This is a genomic window from Achromobacter sp. D7-1 (assembly GCF_059760445.1).
On sequence record NZ_JCBAMT010000122.1, the window covers coordinates 1 to 17,053 of the forward strand.

At 65.4% G+C, this 17,053-nt stretch carries 17 protein-coding genes; 10 read left to right on the plus strand and 7 right to left on the minus strand.

Features of this window, described 5'->3' with window-relative positions; translation table 11 throughout:
* Positions 1-443: electron transfer flavoprotein subunit alpha/FixB family protein (locus AC6LKD_RS30655; RefSeq protein ID WP_498118103.1), on the plus strand; the 443-nt coding region annotated here is incomplete at its 5' end.
* An 87-nt stretch (positions 444-530) separates the two neighbouring features.
* Here the strand turns inward: AC6LKD_RS30655 and AC6LKD_RS30660 are convergent.
* On the minus strand, positions 531-1,262 hold the full coding sequence (locus AC6LKD_RS30660; RefSeq protein ID WP_013395567.1) for an enoyl-CoA hydratase/isomerase family protein: 732 nt from the start codon (positions 1,260-1,262) through the stop codon (positions 531-533).
* Between the two features lie 79 nt (positions 1,263-1,341).
* Here AC6LKD_RS30660 and AC6LKD_RS30665 point away from each other — a divergent pair, with 79 nt between their 5' ends.
* A complete protein-coding gene (locus tag AC6LKD_RS30665; protein WP_013395566.1) occupies positions 1,342-2,076 on the plus strand; it encodes an IclR family transcriptional regulator in 735 nt (244 codons plus the stop codon).
* Between the two features lie 8 nt (positions 2,077-2,084).
* On the opposite strand, the gene AC6LKD_RS30670 is transcribed toward AC6LKD_RS30665, so the two are convergent.
* Both AC6LKD_RS30670 and AC6LKD_RS30675 read right to left on the minus strand, forming a co-directional pair.
* Complete coding sequence (locus AC6LKD_RS30670) at positions 2,085-2,888, minus strand: enoyl-CoA hydratase/isomerase family protein (RefSeq protein WP_013395565.1); 804 nt, start codon at positions 2,886-2,888, stop codon at positions 2,085-2,087.
* Positions 2,889-2,908: 20 nt separating this feature from the next.
* A complete protein-coding gene (locus tag AC6LKD_RS30675; RefSeq protein WP_498118381.1) occupies positions 2,909-5,038 on the minus strand; it encodes an acetate--CoA ligase family protein in 2,130 nt (709 codons plus the stop codon).
* Between the two features lie 104 nt (positions 5,039-5,142).
* Between AC6LKD_RS30675 and AC6LKD_RS30680 the strand changes: the two genes are divergently transcribed.
* Genes AC6LKD_RS30680 through AC6LKD_RS30690 form a run of 3 tightly spaced genes read left to right on the plus strand, consistent with a single transcriptional unit; the run spans position 5,143 to position 8,307 of the window.
* Entirely contained in the window at positions 5,143-6,108 is a 966-nt protein-coding gene (locus tag AC6LKD_RS30680; RefSeq protein WP_013395563.1) for a Bug family tripartite tricarboxylate transporter substrate binding protein, read from the plus strand.
* A 12-nt stretch (positions 6,109-6,120) separates the two neighbouring features.
* The gene (locus AC6LKD_RS30685; protein ID WP_013395562.1) at positions 6,121-7,278 is read left to right on the plus strand and encodes an acyl-CoA dehydrogenase family protein; all 1,158 of its coding nucleotides are present in this window, start codon (positions 6,121-6,123) and stop codon (positions 7,276-7,278) included.
* Between the two features lie 30 nt (positions 7,279-7,308).
* Positions 7,309-8,307, plus strand: coding sequence for a tripartite tricarboxylate transporter substrate binding protein (locus tag AC6LKD_RS30690; protein ID WP_013395561.1), 999 nt, complete (start codon positions 7,309-7,311; stop codon positions 8,305-8,307).
* A gap of 90 nt (positions 8,308-8,397) precedes the next feature.
* Here the strand turns inward: AC6LKD_RS30690 and AC6LKD_RS30695 are convergent, their stop codons facing one another.
* Genes AC6LKD_RS30695 through AC6LKD_RS30710 form a run of 4 tightly spaced genes read right to left on the minus strand, consistent with a single transcriptional unit; the run spans position 8,398 to position 11,488 of the window.
* Positions 8,398-9,552, minus strand: a complete 1,155-nt coding sequence (locus AC6LKD_RS30695) for a CaiB/BaiF CoA transferase family protein (RefSeq protein ID WP_013395560.1) — start codon at positions 9,550-9,552, stop codon at positions 8,398-8,400.
* A gap of 15 nt (positions 9,553-9,567) precedes the next feature.
* Positions 9,568-9,987 (minus strand): MaoC/PaaZ C-terminal domain-containing protein, encoded by a 420-nt coding sequence (locus AC6LKD_RS30700; RefSeq protein ID WP_013395559.1) that lies wholly within the window; start codon positions 9,985-9,987, stop codon positions 9,568-9,570.
* A gap of 10 nt (positions 9,988-9,997) precedes the next feature.
* Positions 9,998-10,441: a MaoC family dehydratase N-terminal domain-containing protein gene (locus AC6LKD_RS30705; RefSeq protein ID WP_013395558.1), complete on the minus strand. Its 444-nt coding sequence runs from the start codon at positions 10,439-10,441 to the stop codon at positions 9,998-10,000.
* A gap of 42 nt (positions 10,442-10,483) precedes the next feature.
* Positions 10,484-11,488, minus strand: a complete 1,005-nt coding sequence (locus tag AC6LKD_RS30710) for a Bug family tripartite tricarboxylate transporter substrate binding protein (protein WP_013395557.1) — start codon at positions 11,486-11,488, stop codon at positions 10,484-10,486.
* Positions 11,489-11,717: 229 nt separating this feature from the next.
* Here AC6LKD_RS30710 and AC6LKD_RS30715 point away from each other — a divergent pair, with 229 nt between their 5' ends.
* The 5 genes from AC6LKD_RS30715 to AC6LKD_RS30735 are packed head-to-tail and all read left to right on the plus strand — an operon-like array spanning position 11,718 to position 17,025.
* Positions 11,718-12,467: an SDR family NAD(P)-dependent oxidoreductase gene (locus AC6LKD_RS30715; protein WP_498118382.1), complete on the plus strand. Its 750-nt coding sequence runs from the start codon at positions 11,718-11,720 to the stop codon at positions 12,465-12,467.
* The gene (locus AC6LKD_RS30720) at positions 12,460-13,635 is read left to right on the plus strand and encodes an acyl-CoA dehydrogenase family protein (RefSeq protein ID WP_013395555.1); all 1,176 of its coding nucleotides are present in this window, start codon (positions 12,460-12,462) and stop codon (positions 13,633-13,635) included. Before AC6LKD_RS30715 ends, AC6LKD_RS30720 begins: the two co-directional genes overlap by 8 nt.
* Positions 13,632-14,132 carry a MaoC family dehydratase gene (locus tag AC6LKD_RS30725; protein ID WP_013395554.1) on the plus strand — a complete coding sequence of 167 codons (501 nt, stop codon included), beginning with the start codon at positions 13,632-13,634 and terminating at the stop codon, positions 14,130-14,132. Before AC6LKD_RS30720 ends, AC6LKD_RS30725 begins: the two co-directional genes overlap by 4 nt.
* Positions 14,129-16,261, plus strand: a complete 2,133-nt coding sequence (locus AC6LKD_RS30730) for an acetate--CoA ligase family protein (RefSeq protein ID WP_013395553.1) — start codon at positions 14,129-14,131, stop codon at positions 16,259-16,261. Before AC6LKD_RS30725 ends, AC6LKD_RS30730 begins: the two co-directional genes overlap by 4 nt.
* Positions 16,255-17,025: a citryl-CoA lyase gene (locus AC6LKD_RS30735; RefSeq protein WP_013395552.1), complete on the plus strand. Its 771-nt coding sequence runs from the start codon at positions 16,255-16,257 to the stop codon at positions 17,023-17,025. Before AC6LKD_RS30730 ends, AC6LKD_RS30735 begins: the two co-directional genes overlap by 7 nt.
* The last annotated feature ends 28 nt before the right edge of the window (positions 17,026-17,053 follow it).

Here is a 17,053-nt window from a genome sequence, read left to right on the forward strand (position 1 = left end):
CAGTGGAAGAAATCGCCGCCGTCGCCGATTCGGGCCTGTCCACCTTCGTGGGCCGCGAAGTCGCCAAGAGCGACCGTCCGGAACTGGCCGGCGCGCGCGTCGTCGTCTCCGGCGGCCGCGGCCTGGGTAGCGCCGAGAACTTCAAGATCCTGGATCCGCTGGCCGACAAGCTGGGCGCCGCACTCGGCGCCTCGCGCGCCGCGGTCGACGCCGGCTACGCGCCTAACGACTGGCAAGTCGGTCAAACCGGCAAGATCGTCGCGCCGCAGCTGTATGTGGCGGTTGGTATCTCGGGCGCCATCCAGCATCTGGCCGGCATGAAGGATTCGAAGGTCATCGTGGCCATCAACAAGGATCCGGAAGCGCCGATCTTCGGTGTGGCCGATTATGGCCTGGTGGGCGATCTGTTCCAGGTCGTGCCTGAACTGACCGGCGCGCTGTAACCGCCGGAATCCCGGCGCATCCTGGTCCCGGTCGTCGATGGCGCCGCGGCGGCGGGGAGCCTTTCCCCGCGTCGCCCGGCCTCGCGTTCACTGCGTGCGGGCATCGCCGCCTTTGGCCAGGATGGCCGTCATGTCTTGCTCGTAGCGATAGCCGTCGCGCAGGCTCATGTCCTCTATCGTGTTGAGCGTGTGCTTGGCCAGCCGTGTCGCGGCTGGTCGCTTCGACGCGATGCGGGAGGCCAGCTCGCGCGCTGCGGGCAGCAGGTCCTCGGCTGCCACACAGGCTTCCACGATGCCCAGGCGATACAACTCGGCGCCCGGAATGCGCTCGCCGGTAAGCATCATGCGCCGCGTGCGCGAATGCCCGAACAGTCGCATCGCGTGCCGTCCGCCACCCATGGCGCCGACGTCGATCTCGGGCAGGCCCAGGAGCGCTTTTTCCGAGGCGATCAGGATGTCGCACGATGCGGCGATGGCCAGGCCGGCGCCCAGTGCGGGGCCGTTGATGGCGGCGATGACCGGCTTGGCGCATTCCCGTATGGAGTGGAAGCACTCGCGCGTGCGCCGCGAATGCATGGTCAGGCCGCCCAGGCCGGCCGTGTTCTCGGCGCGCTGCTTGAGGTCGGCGCCCGCGCAGAAGATCTTGCCCGCGCCGGTCAGCACCACGACATGCACCTCGTCGAGGTCGGAGAGCTGGTCCATGGCCGTGGTCAGCTCATCATTGAGCTTGCGGCTGAGCGCGTTGACCGGAGGATTGTTCAAGGACAGCGTCGCAACGTGGTCCTGGATGTGCAGCTGCAATTGGGAGAATTGGTCCATCGGGAATGGTCCTGATTGGTTGCGCATTATGATATGAGGCGCCCGCGACTTCCCTGCGGGCAGGTTTAGGAAACTTCAAATGGCTACCCTGATTCCGGCAACGAGCCGTACGTTGGCCGCCTTCGAGATATTTGCGCGCGAACAGCGCGAGTTGTCCAATTCGGAGATGGCGCGCCTGCTTTCCTTGCCCGACAGCAGTTGCTCGGATTTGCTCGGCACGATGCATGCGCTGGGCTACCTGATGCGCACGCCCCGCACGCGCCGCTTCTATCCCACCGCGCGGCTGTATGAGATCGCGCGCCAGATCGCGGAAAACGATCCCTTGGCCAAGTCGGCCAAGGAAGCCGTGCAGCAACTGGTCGAGAAAACCAACGAAAGCGCTTTTGTCGGCATGCTGGACCGCTCCGCCGTCAAGGTGGTGGCGGTGCTGCCTTGCCGGCGGCCGTTGCGCTACATCATGGAAGTCGGCGATCGCGCGGCGTTGCACGCCTCGGCCATAGGCAAGGCGCTGCTGGGTCAGCTCGACACGGACGAATTGCAGGCCCAGGTCAAGCAGCTCAAGCTGGAGGCCGTGACGCCCCATACGATCACCAGCGCGAAGAAGCTGATGACCGAGGTGGCGCAGGGGCGCAAGCAGGGCTGGTATGCCTCCGAGGGAGAGGGGGTCGAGGGCGTGACGGCCTTGGCCGTCGCGGGCGTCCTGGGCGAACTGCCGGTGGGGCTGTCGCTGGCAGGCCCCTCCGACCGCGTCCACAAGCACCGCAAGGCCTACCTGCAGGCGTTGTTCGAGATACGCGACACCCTGTCGGGCTGAAGGCGTATTCATTGCCGCACGGGCCACTGGAAGGGCGGGCCCTTCTTATCGAAGAATCGTTGCAGGGCCATGGCGTGGAAGTTGGCGCTCATTGCAACGCCTTGGCCGTCGCTTTCCAGCATGAGCATGGTTTGCAGGTCGCTGCGCAGGGATACGTTCAAGGCGCGCTTGGTGATGCTCAGGGCGACCGGTGAAGCCTGGGCAAGGCAGCGCGCGATGGCGCGCGCACGCTCGGGCAGGTCCTCGGCGGGCATCGTTTCCAGCACCAATCCCAGCTCCCTGGCTTCCGTGGCGCCGAACTCGCGCGCCGAAAACAGCAGCTCCTTTGCGCGCTGCACCCCGACCAACCGGGGCAAGGTATAGAAGGTGCCAAAGTCGGCGACCGCGCCGAGGCGTCCGAAGGCCATGCAGAAGCGCGCGTCGTCGGCCGCCAGCACCAGGTCGCCGGTCAGCGCCAGGCCCAGGCCCGCGCCGTAGGCTACGCCCTGCACCGCGGAAATCACGGGCCGGTCGAAATCCAGCAGCGCCGAGACCAGGTCGTGCAGATCGACCAGCCTCTGGCGGCGGCCTTGCGCAGTCGCTTCACCGTCGGCGGCGCTGCTGCGCAGGGCCTTGAGGTCGCCGCCGGAGCAGAAGTTGCCGCCCGCGCCGGTCAGGATCAGGACCTTCAAATCACGGTCGTGACGGAGTTCGTGCACCAGTTTGCGCAGCGAGGTGCGCATGGCAATGTCGATGGCGTTCTTGGATTCCGGCCGGTTCAGCGTGATGGTGCCCACGCCGTCCTCGATTTCATATAGCAGGCCTTCGTACATGATGGTTGGTCCTTGTAGGGCTAGAGTCGTTCAGGGGTAGGGGAGGTCAAAAGCAGGGCGTCGAGCACCCAGGCGCCTTCGCCGGCGGGGCCGACCCAGACGGGGTTGAATTCGGCTTCCAGGATGTCGGGGCGGTCCGACACGAATTCGGCAAGCTGGATGACCAGGCGCACCAATGCATCGGTGTCCATCGGCGGGAGATTGCGGAATTGGCCCAGGTAGGCGCCATGCCGCAGGTCCGCCAGCATGTCATGCACATCGGCTGGCTGTATCGGCAAGACGCGGTGCGCGACGTCCTTGAGCAGCTCCACGAATATGCCGCCCAGCCCGATGGTGAGGACTCGGCCGTACATGAGATCGGTGCGGATCGCGATCAGCATTTCGCGCCCGGCGTCGTGCAGCATCTTCTCGACCAGCACGCCGTCGATGCGAGCGTCGGGACGTCGTGCCTGGACCTGGCTCACCATCCGCGTGTGGGCCTCGGCCGCTTGTCCTGGCGTGCGCACGTCCAGCCATACGCCGCCCACTTCGGTCTTGTGCAGGATCTGGGCGCTGACGATCTTCAGCGCCACCGGAAATCCCAACGCCTGCGCGGCGGCGGCAGTTTCTTCCGCGGAGCGGCACAGGCTGCCTTGTGGCACAGCAATGCCTGCTTCGCGCAGCATTGCTTTGGCGGCTGCCTCGGTGCACGCCACGGCTGCGCCTGATTCATCCCCCGAGGCCGCGGACATGGCGGGCGCTGCGGCCATCGCGCCTGGCAGCATGCGGCGCGGCGTCACTTTTCGTACCGCCGCCAATGCCGAACCTAGCGAAAGGAATGGCGCCAGACCGTGTTCTTCAAGCCGCAGAAAGCCGCTGCCCAGGCGACGGCTCATCCAGACCGCAATGATGGGCCGGGATGCGCCGGCGGCGGCATCGATGATGGCCTGCGCGATGCCGTCGGTGAGCTCTCCATAGTCGGCCGGAATCGGCACGATGACCGCGCCCACATTGGGGTCCTGAGCCACCGTGCGCAGGCACGACGACAACCCTTCGATGCTGTTGAGCGCTTCGGCGGTCACGTCCACCGGATTGGCGATGGCCGCATAACCGGGCAGGCTCGCGCGCAGATGTTCGGTTGTTTCCGGCGCAAATTGTGCCAGGCGCAATCCCTGGAGTCCGATCTGGTCGGCGGCCATGGCGGCCGCGCCGCCGGAGAAGGTCACCACGGCCAGTTCGTCGGAAGTCGGAACGCTGCCGCTTGCGGCAAGACGCGCCAGCGCGACCAGCTCGTCCATGTCGTGCGCCTCGATCGCGCCGAACTGCGCGAACATGGCGCTGTTGACTTCAGCCGTGCCTGCGATCGAGCCGGTGTGGGACTGAGCGGCGCGCACGCCATACTCGGAGCGGCCGATCTTGAGAATGATGACGGGCTTGCCGTGCGTGCGCGCCAGATCGAGAGCGGCGGCCAGGCGCTTGCCGTCCTTGATGCCCTCGAGCAGTACGGCGATGACGCCGATCTCGGGGTCGCGGGCCAGGTGAGCGATGAAATCCGGCGCGCCCAGGTCGACTTCGTTGCCCGCGGACAGCCACAAGGCGGCGCCCGGACCATACGACAGCCCCTGGACGATATTGCGTCCGGCCCCGCCGCCTTGGGTGACGATGCCGATGGTCCCCACGTTCTTGTCGGTCTTGAAGGCAGGGGAGATCGTCATGCCCATGCGGTCGCGGAAGTTCGACAGGCCAGGGCAATTCGGTCCGTAGACGCGCAACCCGGTCGACTCGCACAACGCCGCGATTTGTTGCTCCAGCGCCCGTCCTTCAGGGCCGGCCTCGCCGAAGCCGGAGGACATGACGATGGCATAGGGAATTCCGCGTGCGGCGCAATCGCGCAGCGCATCCATCACGTAGGCGGCGCGCAGGATGATCAGCGCCACGTCGATGTCGGCTTCCGGCAGGTCGGCAATCGATGGCCAGCAGCGGAACGGCCCGTCGCCGCGCATGGGCGGGTTCACGACGAAAAGCTCGCCCTCCATGCGCGAGTGCAAGGAGAGGTTCTCCAGCAGGCGGGCGCCTTCGCTGTTTGGCCTCTGCGATCCGAGCACCACGACCGCGTTGCGCGGTCGCACCAGCCTGGATAGATCGGGAAATCCACAATGCGACGCATGCATATTTACTCCGTAATTTCGTGGTAGTGTACGATCAGTCGTAATTAATTCTACAGCCTATCGAGGAAAATTACGATAATTCGTACTGATGAGGAGGGAGACCCGCCATGAAGCGATTTGCTGCCGCCGTATCCGTCTTGCTGTGCCTGGGCAGTGTGGCCACGCACGCGCAAAGTCCATCCACCTATCCCGCCAAGCCGGTGGCCCTGCTGGTCGGGTTCGGCGCCGGAGGCGGGACCGACCTGCTGGCCCGTTACTACGCCAAGTCCCTGGCCGACAAGCTGGGCCAACCCTTTGTGGTCGAGAACAAGACCGGGGCGGGAGGCGCGCTGGCGATCAATGCGGCCGTCAAGGCCCCTGCGGACGGCTACACCCTGTTGATGGGCACCACCGGCATCGCGGTGGACACCGCGCTGGGCAAGGCCAGCTACTCCTGGCAGCGCGATCTGGCGCCGGTCGCGATGCTGGGATATGCCAGCAATGTGCTGGTGGTGCCGCAAAAGTCCTCCATACACAGCGTGCAGGATCTGATCGCCGAGGCAGGGCGCCGCCACGTGACTTTCGGTTCGCCGGGCATCACCTCGTCGATGCACATGACGGGGGAATTGTTCAAGCAGATGGCCAAGGTGCGGATGACGCATGTGCCGTATCGCGCTGCGCCGCCCGCGGAACAAGCTTTGCTGGCGGGTGACGTCGACGTGCTGTTCGACAACATGGCGGGAGCCATGGCCTTTATCGAGGCGGGAAAGTTCCGTCCCATTGCCGTCAGCAGCGCGACGCGCAACGCCAGCCTGCCGGACGTGCCCACCATCGACGAGGCGGGGCTGAAGGGCTTTGAAACCACGGGCACCTTCTTCCTCATGGCGCCTGCGAAGACGCCGCCCGAAGTGATCGCCAGGCTGGCATCCAGCGTCGAGGAGATTTCGCGGGAACCGGAGACGCTGGCGTTCCTGGGCCGGCTTCAAATCACGGCGCTGCATGGCGGCAGCGAGGCCGTGTCCGTCTTCATGGAAGCCGAAGTGGCCAAGTGGACCAAGGTCGTGACGGCCCCGGATTTCGAGTCCGCCAAATAGGAGGCCGATGCCATGGACTTTTTGCTGGATTCCACGCAGCAGGCCTTGAAGGACTCGCTCGCACGATATCTGGAGGCCGAGGTCGCGCCGCTGGTCGAACGATACGAAGCGGCCAAGGAAGTCGTGCCGCGTTCCGTCGTGCGTGCCATGCGCGACTATGGGCTGATCGGCGGGCTGCTGCCCGAAGCGGACGGGGGCTTCGGCCTGCCCATGACCACCTATGGCACGCTGATCGCCGAAGTGGCCAGCACCTGGCCGTCGTTGCGCGGCATGCTCAGCGTCAGCAATCTGGCGGCGTCGGTGCTGGCGGGCGCGGGCAGCGCGGGCTTGCGGGAGAAATACCTGCCCGCCATTCTGGATGGACGGGCGATCTGCTGTTTTGCGTTGAGCGAACCCGGGATCGGCTCGGATGCCGCGAACGTGCAGACGCGGGTCGAGCGCATGCCGTCCGGCGGTTGGCGGATCAACGGCCGCAAGATCTACATTACCAACGGGCCGATCTGCGACCTGGGCATCGTCTTTGCACGCAACGTGAGCGGCGAGGGCGCCGGCGGCGTTTCGTGCCTGGTCTTCGAAAGCGGCATGCCGGGATTCTCCTGCAGCCCGATAGGGAAAATGGGCATGCATTGCTGCCCACTCGGCGAACTGCTGTTCGAGGATGTCGAGGTCCCGGCAGAGAACCTGATCGGAGAGCCCGGCCAGGCATTTTCGATCGCGAAGAAGTATCTCAACATCGGACGCTCCGTGGTGGCGTTCGCCGCGCTCGGAATCGCCGAGTCTTCGCTGCAGGCAGCCCTGCGCTTTGCGCGCGAACGAGAGCAGTTCGGGCGGCCCATAGGCGGGTTCCAGTTGGTGCAGCAAATGGTCGCCGACATGATGACGCAGGTGGAGACCTCGCGGCTGCTGGCCTACCGGTCGGCGGACGCGCTGGACCGCGGCCTGCCCGATAACGCCGTCCTGTGCGCGATGGCCAAGCGCCATGCCAGCGATGCGGCGCTGCGCGTGGCGGAACTCGCCCTGCAAATTCACGGCGGGGCTGGCTACACCTCCCTGTTCCCCGTGGAGAGACATTACCGCGATGCCAGGCATCTGAGCATCGGCGAAGGAACCAACCAGATCATTGGATTGCTGATCGCGCAAAGCGCCCTCGGCATCTCCGCGCTTCGCTAAGCGTTTTCGCTGTTTTCCCAAGGAAATGACATGTCCATGAATCCAGGCCGGCGCCGCGCCGCGTCTACCGTCCTATGCTCTCTGTTTGCCGGTTGGCTGTTCGCCGCTGGAGCGGCGCAGGCCGCGCCGGCTTATCCCGATAAGCCGGTACGGCTGATCGTGCCTTTCGCGGCCGGCGGATTTTCCGATGTGCTGACGCGGGTGGTCGGCGCCGCGTTGGCGCAGAAGTGGGGGCAGCCGGTGGTCGTGGAAAACCGCGCTGGCGCCAACGGTGTCATCGGCACCACCGCCGCGGCGCGCGCGGCGCCCGACGGCTACACCCTGCTGATTGCGCTGGATTCGCACGTCAGCAACAACTTCCTGGTGAAATCACTGCCGTACGACACCATGAAGGACTTCTCTCCCATCGCCTTTCTGGGCACGGCGCCCATGGTGTTGATGGCCAATCCGGGGTTCGCAGCCAACAACGTCGCGGACGTGGTGCGGTTGGCCAAAGCCCAGCCGAACACGGTCAACTATGGCACCTTGGGTTCGGGCAGCCAGATCCACATGGCCGCGCGCATGCTGGAGACCGCGGCCGATGTCCAGATGACGCCGGTTCCGTACAAAGGCGGCGGTCCGGCCGTCAGCGACCTGATGGCCGGGCATATCCAGCTGCTGTTCGCCTCGGTGACCTCGGCGCTGCCCGTCATACAGCAACACCGCGCCAAGGCCCTGGCGGTGGTCTTTCCCAAGCGCCTGGCGGCTTTGCCGGATGTACCCACCATGGCCGAGCAGGGCTACCCCGGCGTGGAGAAAGTGGGGTTCTGGTTCGGCGTCATGGCGCCTGCCGGCACGCCTGCATCCATCATCGAGAAAGTGCAGGCCGACCTCGCGGACGTCGTGGCGCAGCCCGATGTGGCCAAGCGTCTGGCGGATATGGGGTTGCAGATGCAGCCCATGGGCCCGGCCGAGTTCGGCAACTTCGTGCAAGCGGAACTCGCCCGTTGGGCGGATCTGGTCAAGCGCGAGAACCTGTCGCCTCAGTAGCGCGTGGACTAAGTCCGATAAAAAGGGAGTGGCATCGTCACTCCCTTTTTTTTTGCCACGCTACCAGGCTCGCGTCGGCGCCGCAGCGCGTCAAGCTGCCTCGGAGGCGAGCCACACGGCCGCAGGCCCTTGGCCGGTCAGCAGATCGAGGATGGCTTGGGTGTGCTGGCCGGCCTGGGGGACCGCTCCCGGCTGCGCGCATGCGCCGTCGAAACGAGGCGCAGGCGCCGCTTGCAGGCAGCCGTCGCGCTCGAAATAGGTGGCGCGCGCCAGGTTATGCGGATCGCGGGCAGCTTCGTCGGGGCTCAGGACGGGCATCACGCACGCGTCGCTGTCCTTGAAGACAGTCTGCCATTCGGCGCGGGAGCGGCCGGCGAACAGCGCTTGCAGGCGCTGTTTGCGTTCCGGCCAGCGGGCTTTTTCCCATTGCGGCGTAAACCCGGGATCGTCAGCCAGCCCCAGCCGTTCGAGCAGCAGGTCATAGAACTGCGGTTCGATGCAGCCGACCGTGATGTAGCCGCCGTCGGCGCAGCCATAGGACGCATAAAAGGGCGCGGCGTTGGGCAGGCTATGGTCGAGGTCATCGTTCACGATGCCCTTGCTGCGCGCCGCCAGCAAGAGCTGCATCGAATGCGCCGATCCGTCGCTGACCGCGGCGTCCACCACGCAGCCCTGGCCGGTGCGGCGCGCCTGCAGCACGCCACCGAGCAGTCCGACGGCCAGGTACAAGGCGCCGCCGGCGATGTCGCCCACCACGGAGAAGGGCGTGGCGGGCGCAGCCGCGGCGGTTCCCGCGTGCCACAACGCGCCGGACAGGGCGATGTAATTGGCGTCATGCCCGGCGAGATGCGCCATGGGGCCATGCTGGCCCCAGCCGGTCATGCGGCCGTAGACCAGCCGCGGATTACGCGCCCGGCAGATGTCCGGTCCCAGTCCCAGGCGTTCGGCGACGCCGGGACGCATGCCCTCGATGAACACATCGGCATGCTCGATCAGGCTCAACAAGGTGTCGCGGCCGCCGGGCGTCTTGACGTCGAGCGCGATCGCCCGCTTGCCGCGCTGGATGCAATTCTCGTAGCCGATGCTGCCCGCCCGTCCGTCAGGCCGCTGGACCGAGATGACGTCCGCGCCCAGGTCGGCGAGGTGCATGGCGCAGAACGGGCCGGGCCCGATGCCCGCGAGTTCGACCACCCGCACGCCGCGCAGTACTCCATCCTTGCTTGATACGACATTTGCTTCTTGCATGTTGGTCTTGTCCGTTCAGTCCAGGTTGATGACGGCTTCGCCGACGATCTTGTTGACGCCGTGCTGATCGGCGCAGCTCAGCGTGACGCGCACGCGCTGTTCGCCGTCCTCCATCATCTTCTCGGCGACCCGCGCGCTGCACAACGGTTCGGCACCCAGCTGCATGATGCCGGTAAAGCGCATCGCCAGTCGGCGGATGCGCTGCTGCGGCACCCAATCGGTCAGCAGGCGGCCGACGTAGGCCGCCGATAGCATGCCGTGCGCGAAGACGTCAGTCGCGCCGGCGCTGCGCGCGTAATCGAGGTCGATGTGCATCGGATGATGGTCGGCCGAGGCGCCTGCATAAAGCGCCAGGGTCTTGCGGGAGATTGGCGGTATTTTCAGCGCGGGCAGCGAATCCCCCACGGTGATCGAGGCGTAGGCAGGAATGTCCATGGTGTCTCCTTCAGTCGTTGCGCTGGACGACGATGGCGCGCAGGTCGGCAATATGCCAGCCGTGCTGATTGGTCACGCGCGTATCCTTGACCAGGAAGTCGAGCGCGCCGCCTTTCTTCTGATAGACGTCGGCGACTGTCAGGTCGAAGGTCAGGGTATCTCCGGCGTACGCCATGGCGTGGTAGCTGAATTGCTGTTCGCCATGCAGGATCCGGCTTTCATCCAGGCGGGTGAGGCGGGCCGTGCCTATCGAATCGAAGGCGTCGATCTCCAGGCAGAAAAGGAAGGTGGGTGGAACCGGCAGGCGCGGATGTCCGGCCGCCCGCGCCGCCTCTTCATCCAGGTAGACCGGGTTGGTCTCGCCTATCGCCTTGGCGAAGAAGCGCAGGCGGCCGCGCTCCACCAGGATGCTGCGCGTGCCCAGCGACTGGCCGATAAGATTCTTGTCGAGCAAGATGTTCTCCTTTGGTTTGAATGCAAAGCCAACACGGCGCGGTCAGCTGGCCCTGGCGCCGGTGCGCTCGATGATGGCTTTCCACTTGATTCGTTCGCTGCGCACCAGTTCGTCGAACTTTTCGCCTCCCAGGTTCAGCGGCGTGCCGCCCATGGTGGAAAGCGAGGTGATGACCGCCGGATCCTGCAGCGCGCGCGCTACCTCCTCCTGCCAGCGGTCGATCATGGCCTTGGGCGTTCCAGCGGGGAAGAACAGGCCGATCCAGGACATCGACTCCGCCTTCGGATAGCCGGCCTCGGCGATGGTCGGGACGTCGGGCAGCAGGCTCAGCCGCGTGGCGCTGGTGACTGCCAGGGCGCGCAGCTTTCCGCTCTGAATGTGTCCCAGCGTGGTGGCCGGATAGTCGAACGAGGCATCGACCTGTCCGCCCAGCAAATCATTGATGGCCGGCGGGCTGCCGCGATAGGGCACGTTGACGTATTTGATTCCGGCCACGGTCTGGAACAGTTCGGCCTCCAGGTGGGTGGCGGTGCCATTGCCGGCATTGGCCATCGTGATGGTGCCGGGGTGTTCGTTCGCATAGGCCACCAGTTCCTTGACCGTGCGATAGGGACGGCCGGCATTGACCACCAGCACGTTGGGCAGCGCGATGACGCCATGCACGGCGACAAAGTCCTTTTCTGGATTGAAGCTGATGGATTGGTACAAGTACTGATTGGTGGCCTGGGTTCCCTGCGTGCCCATCAGCAGGGTGTAGCCGTCGGGCTTGGCCCGGGCGACGTGCTCGGCCGCAGGGTTGCCGCCTGCGCCCGGCCGGTTCTCGACCACCACGGGTTGGCCCAGTCCTTTCGATACCTTGCTGGCGATCAGGCGGCTTACCTGATCGGTGATGCCGCCGGCAGGACCCGCGGAAACAATGGTCATCGCGCGGGCGGGATACGTATCGGCAGATGCGGACGCCGATGCCATCGATAGCCCCACCGCAAGCGCCAGCGCAATGCGCTGGATCGGTTGGGGAAGTTGATGGCCGGGATTGTGGTTTTGCATGGGTGTCTCCTCCAGTCTCTTGAAAAAAACGGTTGGAATGTACTCCGGCATTTCGTATAGTACTACGAGCAGGCGGAGTATTGGCTTTTTTTCCTGCCCTGTCCATAGCAGTTTCAAGGGACGGAAAAGACTTGCGCTCCGACTCATATCCGCGCGGCGCGACGTACGCAGCGCGATCGTTGATGGCCCTCTTTGGGCCACCTCTTTTTCCATTGAAGCTGGAGACTGTATGGATCTGAAACTGAAAGGCCGCGTGGCAATCGTCACGGGTTCGGCGCGTGGGATCGGAGCGGAGACCGCCCGTTTTCTCGCCACGGAAGGCATGGCCGTCGTGATCAGCGACCTGGACCAGGACGCCGCGCAAGCGATGGCCGGCGCCATCGAAGCCGAGGGCGGCAGGGCGGTAGGGGTGCGTTGCGACGTGCGCGAGCAGGAGCAGGTGCAGGCCATGGTGGCGGCCGGTTATGAGGCTTTCGGCCGCATCGACGTATTGGTCAACAATGCAGGCCTGGTGAAAGACCGCACGCTGCTCAAGATGGACGAGGCCGATTGGGATTTGGTGATCGACGTCACGCTCAAAGGCGCGTTCCATTGCTGCCGCGCGGCGCTGCCGCACATGCACGAGAACGGGTGGGGACGCATCATCAACATCGCCTCGCGTGCGCTGTTCGGCAACCCCGGCCAGACCAACTATTCGAGCGCCAAGGCTGGCATCATAGGCATGACGCGGGCCTTGTCACTGGAGCAGGCGCGCAAGGGCGTGACGGTGAACGCCATCGCGCCGGGCTTCATCGAGACCGACTACATCAAGAGCCTGCCCAACTACAGCACGATCCTGGAGAACGTGCAGGCCAAGAACCAGGTCCCGTTCGCGGGCCAGCCCTCGGATATCGCGGGCGCCGTGGCGTTCATGGCTTCGGAGCATGCCCGCTACATCACTGGCACCACGCTCTTCGTGACGGGAGGCCGCTATGGTTGAACTGGATCCGGACGGCCTTTCGAGCGAGCACGGCCTGTTGCGCGACAACATCCGCCGCTTCCTGAAAACGCGCGTCAACCCCATCATCAACCAACATGAAGCCGCCAAGACCTTTCCCTTCGAAGTACTGGGAGAACTGCGCGACTTCGGCTACCTCGGCGGCTATCTGCCTGAATCCTCGGGCGGCTTGGGTATCGATTACCTGACCTGGGCCATCATGATGGAGGAGGCGGGCTACTGCTGGCTTTCGCTGCGGGCGCTGATCAACGGCCTGAATATCGTGGGCGGCATTCTCGACGCCTATGGCACCGAGGAACAGAAGGAACGGTTTCTTCAGCCGCTGTTGCGCAATGAACGGCGCACCTACGTCTCGATTTCCGAGCCGGATGTGGGATCGAACGTGGCCGAAGTCAAAACGCGCGCGGACAAGCAGGGCGACCATTACGTACTGAACGGCAGCAAGCTGTGGGTGACCAATGGCATGTTCGCCGACTTCGGCATCGTCGTCGCGCGCACGTTCAGCGATACCTGCCAGGGCGGCCTGTCGCTGTTCCTGGTGGAGAAGGCCCATACGCGCTTCGATGCGCGTCCGGTGGACACCATGTTCGTGCGCAGCACCGGGACCGCGGCCTACACCTTCGACAATGCCCAGGTACCCGCGGCCAACCTGCTCGGCCAGGAAGGAGAAGGACTGCGGCAGATTCTCATCGGGCTCAATTTCGGGCGTCTCAACGTGGCGATGGGGGCGGTGGGCGCGGCGCAATGCGCGCTGGACCTGTCCATCGACTACGCGCGCACCCGCAAGCAGTTCGGGCAGCCCATTGCAGCCTATCAACTGGTGCAGCGCCACATCGTCGAGATGACGATGAAGACGCAGGCGGCGCGCGCCTTGGGCTACCGCGCGGCGCGCGCCATGCAAGCGGGCCTGCCGGCGCGCGTCGAGGGCTCGGTGGCCAAGCTGTACGCGACCGAGGCCGCGCATCAGGTCGCCAATCACGCCCTGCAGGTGCACGGCGGCATTGGCTATGCCACCGACTATCCGATAGAACGGATTTTCCGCGATACGCGCGGGGGAATGATTCCGGAAGGAACCACCGAAATCCAGACGCTCATCATCGGGCGCGAGATTCTGGGCATTTCGGCATTGAAGACTGGAGAACGCGCATGAACGATTCCAACCCTCTGCAAGATATCGCGCAGACGGCGATCTATTGGGAAGACCTGCCGGTCGGCACTCGCTACCGGACGTCTTCGCGCACCATTACCGAGGCCGACGTGGTGGCCTTTGCCGCGCTGACCGGCGATTCCAACCGTCTGCACGTCGACGCCGAGTACGCCAAAGGGACCTTGTTCGGGCAGCGCATCGCGCACGGCATGCTGGTCGCATCCTACATGGCGGGGCTGACCTCGCGTTCGATTCCGTATCAGCTGACCGAAGCCGCGGTGCTCGGCGTGCTGGAGAACCGTCTCAAGTATCCCAAGCCGACCTTGATAGGCGACACGCTGCACGTCGAAATCGAGGTGATGGAGCAGAAGCCGACCAGCCGCCCCGACCGCGGCCTGATCGGCTTCCTGCGCAAGGGTGTCAATCAGCGTGGCGAAACGGTCTGCGAAATGGAAGCCGTTTGCCTGCTCAAGCGCCGGCCATCGGAGGAACAGGCATGAGCGGGCCCGACATCCGATTCGCGGACTTGTCGCGGCTGGTGCTGCCGCAGTCCATCGTGCTGGTGGGAGCGTCCGAGAAGCCGGGCAGCATCGGCCAGCGCACCCTGGAGAACCTCATGGTTCATTCCGGCTGGCAGGGCCGACTTTCCTTGGTTAACCCCGCCCGCCAGAGCATCGCGGGCCGGCCTTGCGCGCCTTCGGTGCGCGATCTGGACCAGCCGCACGACGTGGCCATTCTGGCCGTGCGCGCCGAACTGGTGCTGGACACGCTGCGCCAGTGCGGCGAGTGCGGAACGCGTTATGCCATCGTCTTCAGCTCGGGCTTTGGCGAGACGGGTGACGCGGGCCGCGCGCTGGAGGCCGAGATGCGGAAAATTGTTGCCGATACGGGCATGCGCATCTACGGACCGAATAGCCCTGGGCTGACTAACGTCAATGGGAGGCTGGGCATGAGTTTTTCCCCTGCATTCCGTACCGACCAACGGCCCGGGCCGATAGGCGTGGCCTCTCAGGGCGGGGGGCTGGGCCGCTCGTTCATCCAGGCGATGGACCGCGGCGTGGGCACGGGCCTGTGGTTTTCGGGGGGCAACGAGGCCGACCTGGAGGTCAGCGACTACATCCACTACATGGCGGACGCGCCCGACATCGAGGTCATCGTCAGTGTTCTGGAGGGCGTGCGGGACGGGCCGCGCTTCATGGCTGCGGCCTTGCACGCTGCCCGGCGCGGCAAACCCATTGTTGCGCTGAAGGTCGGCAAGTCTGACTACGGCATCAAGGCGACGCAGTCGCACACCGCGGCAATATCGGGCTCGGCGGAGATCAACAGCGCCGTCTTCAAGGAGGTTGGCGTCATCGAGGTCGATGACGTCGACCAGTTGATCGATACGGCCTCCATGTTGGTGCGCGGCAAGCCCACCGGCCGCGAACGCATTGCCGTGTACTGCTTTTCGGGCGGAACGGCGGCGCTGGCTTCGGACCAGATAGGCCTGGGCGGCCTGGTCATGTCGGAATTCACGCCGCAGACGCTGCAGACGCTGCGCACCATGCTGCCGGACTACGCCGCCATCGACAATCCGGTAGACGTGACCGCGGAGGTGCTGGTCGATCCGACGCTCACCTACTCGGCCTTGAAGGCGACGGCGGAGGATCCCAATACCGATCTGGTCGTCGTGCCCATTCCCGTGGAGTACGGGCAGACCACCACGCTGCTGGGCGAGAGCATGGCCCGGGTGCAGCGGGAAGTGAAGACGCCGATCGTGCCGATCTGGATGAGCGACCGGACCGGCGAAGGGCATAGGCACATGATAGAAGGCGGCTTGATGCCGATGCGTTCGGTGCGCAACGCCGTCAAGGCTATGCGGCGCTACATTGACTATGGAAATTGGAGGGCAGCGTTCGATGCCGCCTGGAATCCGCTGGGCCGATCCCGTCCGGCGGCCGCGACGGCCACGCTGAGCGAGGTGGACGCCAAGGCCCTGCTGGGGCGGGCCGGCCTGCCGGTGCCGCGCGGAGAAGTCGCCCGCACGCCTGACGAGGCCGCGCGCGCGTTCGAGGTCTTGCGGTGCGACGGCGTGGTCATGAAGGTGATCAGCTCGACCATCACGCACAAGACCGACGTCGGCGGCGTGCAGCTGGGTGTGCGGTCCCCGGACGCGGCGCGCGCCGCGCATACCCGGATATGCGAACAGGTGGCCCAGGCGCACCCGGAGCATGCCAATCAAGGCGTGCTGGTCGAAGCCATGTTGCCGGGGAGGTTCGTCGAGGTCGTGGTCGGCATCCATCGGGATCCGGTCTTCGGCCATGTTTGCACGTTCGGCTTGGGCGGCGTCAGCATCGAGTTGTTCAAGGACGTCAGCCGCCGGCTGCTGCCGCTGACGCCCCAGGCTGCGCGGGCCATGATCGCCGAAACCCGCTGCAGCCAGCTGCTGAATGGATATCGCGGCCAGGAACCGTATGACGTGGATGCGCTGGTCGAGGCCTTGGTGAAAATGAGCGATTTCGTTGCCGGGCATGCCGACAGGATCGAGGAGCTGGAAATCAACCCCCTGGCCGTGCGGCCTCGCGGGCAGGGCGTGATGGCGCTGGATGCAGTGCTGAGCTTTGACGCAACGGAGAAGAAGACATGGTGAAGACGGATATCGGCTACACCACGGTGGATGCCATCGTGGTGCGCGGACGCGACCTGTCCAAGGAGATCATCGGCAAGTTCGATTTCATCGACATGATCTACCACACTACCTTCGCGCGCATGCCCAGCGCGCGCGAAAAGACCATGGTGACCGCCATACTGGTCACCACGGCGGACCATGGCATCACGCCCAGTTCGCTGGCGGCGCGCCTGACCTACGCGGGCGCGCCCGAGGCCATGCAGGCCGCCGTCGCGGCGGGGTTGCTGGGCGCGGGCAGCGTGTTCCTGGGCACCATGCAGAACGCCGCCGAGATGTTGATCGAGGCGGGGCGCGAGCTGGGTCCGGACGCAAGCGACGGCGCGGTGCGCGACGCGGCGAGAGCGCTGATCCAACGCTACAAGCAGGAGCGGCGGCCCTTGTACGGTGTGGGCCATCCCATCCACGTCAATGGCGACCCGAGGGTGGCGACGCTGCGCGAGCTGTCGCGCGCCAATGATTACTACGGCGTGCATTGGCGCCTGATGGACGCGATCAGCGAGGTCCTGATCCAGGAGAAGGGCAAGAAGCTGCCCTTGAACGCGGTGGGCGCGATCGCCTCGATCGTTGCCGACATGGAACTGGATCCGATGGTGGCGCGGGGTCTGGCCCTGGTGGGCCGCTCGGCTGGCTTGCTGGCGCATCTGGTCGAAGAGAAGACGCAGCCGATCGGCAGGGCAGCCTGGGAGCTTGTGCTGCAGGACGACCCGCGCAACGAAGTGCCTTGACGGGTCGGGCGGCCGGCCAGGGCCGGCC

What these genes read in the sequence shown, in the direction of transcription:
- AC6LKD_RS30730 (WP_013395553.1), top strand. Translation starts at nt 14,129, where the DNA reads ATGAGCGGGCCCGACATCCGATTCGCGGACTTGTCGCGGCTGGTGCTG.
- AC6LKD_RS30695 (WP_013395560.1), bottom strand. Translation starts at nt 9,552, where the DNA reads ATGCAAGAAGCAAATGTCGTATCAAGCAAGGATGGAGTACTGCGCGGC.
- AC6LKD_RS30710 (WP_013395557.1), bottom strand. Translation starts at nt 11,488, where the DNA reads ATGCAAAACCACAATCCCGGCCATCAACTTCCCCAACCGATCCAGCGC.
- AC6LKD_RS30735 (WP_013395552.1), top strand. Translation starts at nt 16,255, where the DNA reads ATGGTGAAGACGGATATCGGCTACACCACGGTGGATGCCATCGTGGTG.
- AC6LKD_RS30700 (WP_013395559.1), bottom strand. Translation starts at nt 9,987, where the DNA reads ATGGACATTCCTGCCTACGCCTCGATCACCGTGGGGGATTCGCTGCCC.
- AC6LKD_RS30660 (WP_013395567.1), bottom strand. Translation starts at nt 1,262, where the DNA reads ATGGACCAATTCTCCCAATTGCAGCTGCACATCCAGGACCACGTTGCG.
- AC6LKD_RS30720 (WP_013395555.1), top strand. Translation starts at nt 12,460, where the DNA reads ATGGTTGAACTGGATCCGGACGGCCTTTCGAGCGAGCACGGCCTGTTG.
- AC6LKD_RS30715 (WP_498118382.1), top strand. Translation starts at nt 11,718, where the DNA reads ATGGATCTGAAACTGAAAGGCCGCGTGGCAATCGTCACGGGTTCGGCG.
- AC6LKD_RS30725 (WP_013395554.1), top strand. Translation starts at nt 13,632, where the DNA reads ATGAACGATTCCAACCCTCTGCAAGATATCGCGCAGACGGCGATCTAT.
- AC6LKD_RS30665 (WP_013395566.1), top strand. Translation starts at nt 1,342, where the DNA reads ATGGCTACCCTGATTCCGGCAACGAGCCGTACGTTGGCCGCCTTCGAG.
- AC6LKD_RS30685 (WP_013395562.1), top strand. Translation starts at nt 6,121, where the DNA reads ATGGACTTTTTGCTGGATTCCACGCAGCAGGCCTTGAAGGACTCGCTC.
- AC6LKD_RS30680 (WP_013395563.1), top strand. Translation starts at nt 5,143, where the DNA reads ATGAAGCGATTTGCTGCCGCCGTATCCGTCTTGCTGTGCCTGGGCAGT.
- AC6LKD_RS30670 (WP_013395565.1), bottom strand. Translation starts at nt 2,888, where the DNA reads ATGTACGAAGGCCTGCTATATGAAATCGAGGACGGCGTGGGCACCATC.
- AC6LKD_RS30690 (WP_013395561.1), top strand. Translation starts at nt 7,309, where the DNA reads ATGTCCATGAATCCAGGCCGGCGCCGCGCCGCGTCTACCGTCCTATGC.
- AC6LKD_RS30675 (WP_498118381.1), bottom strand. Translation starts at nt 5,038, where the DNA reads ATGCATGCGTCGCATTGTGGATTTCCCGATCTATCCAGGCTGGTGCGA.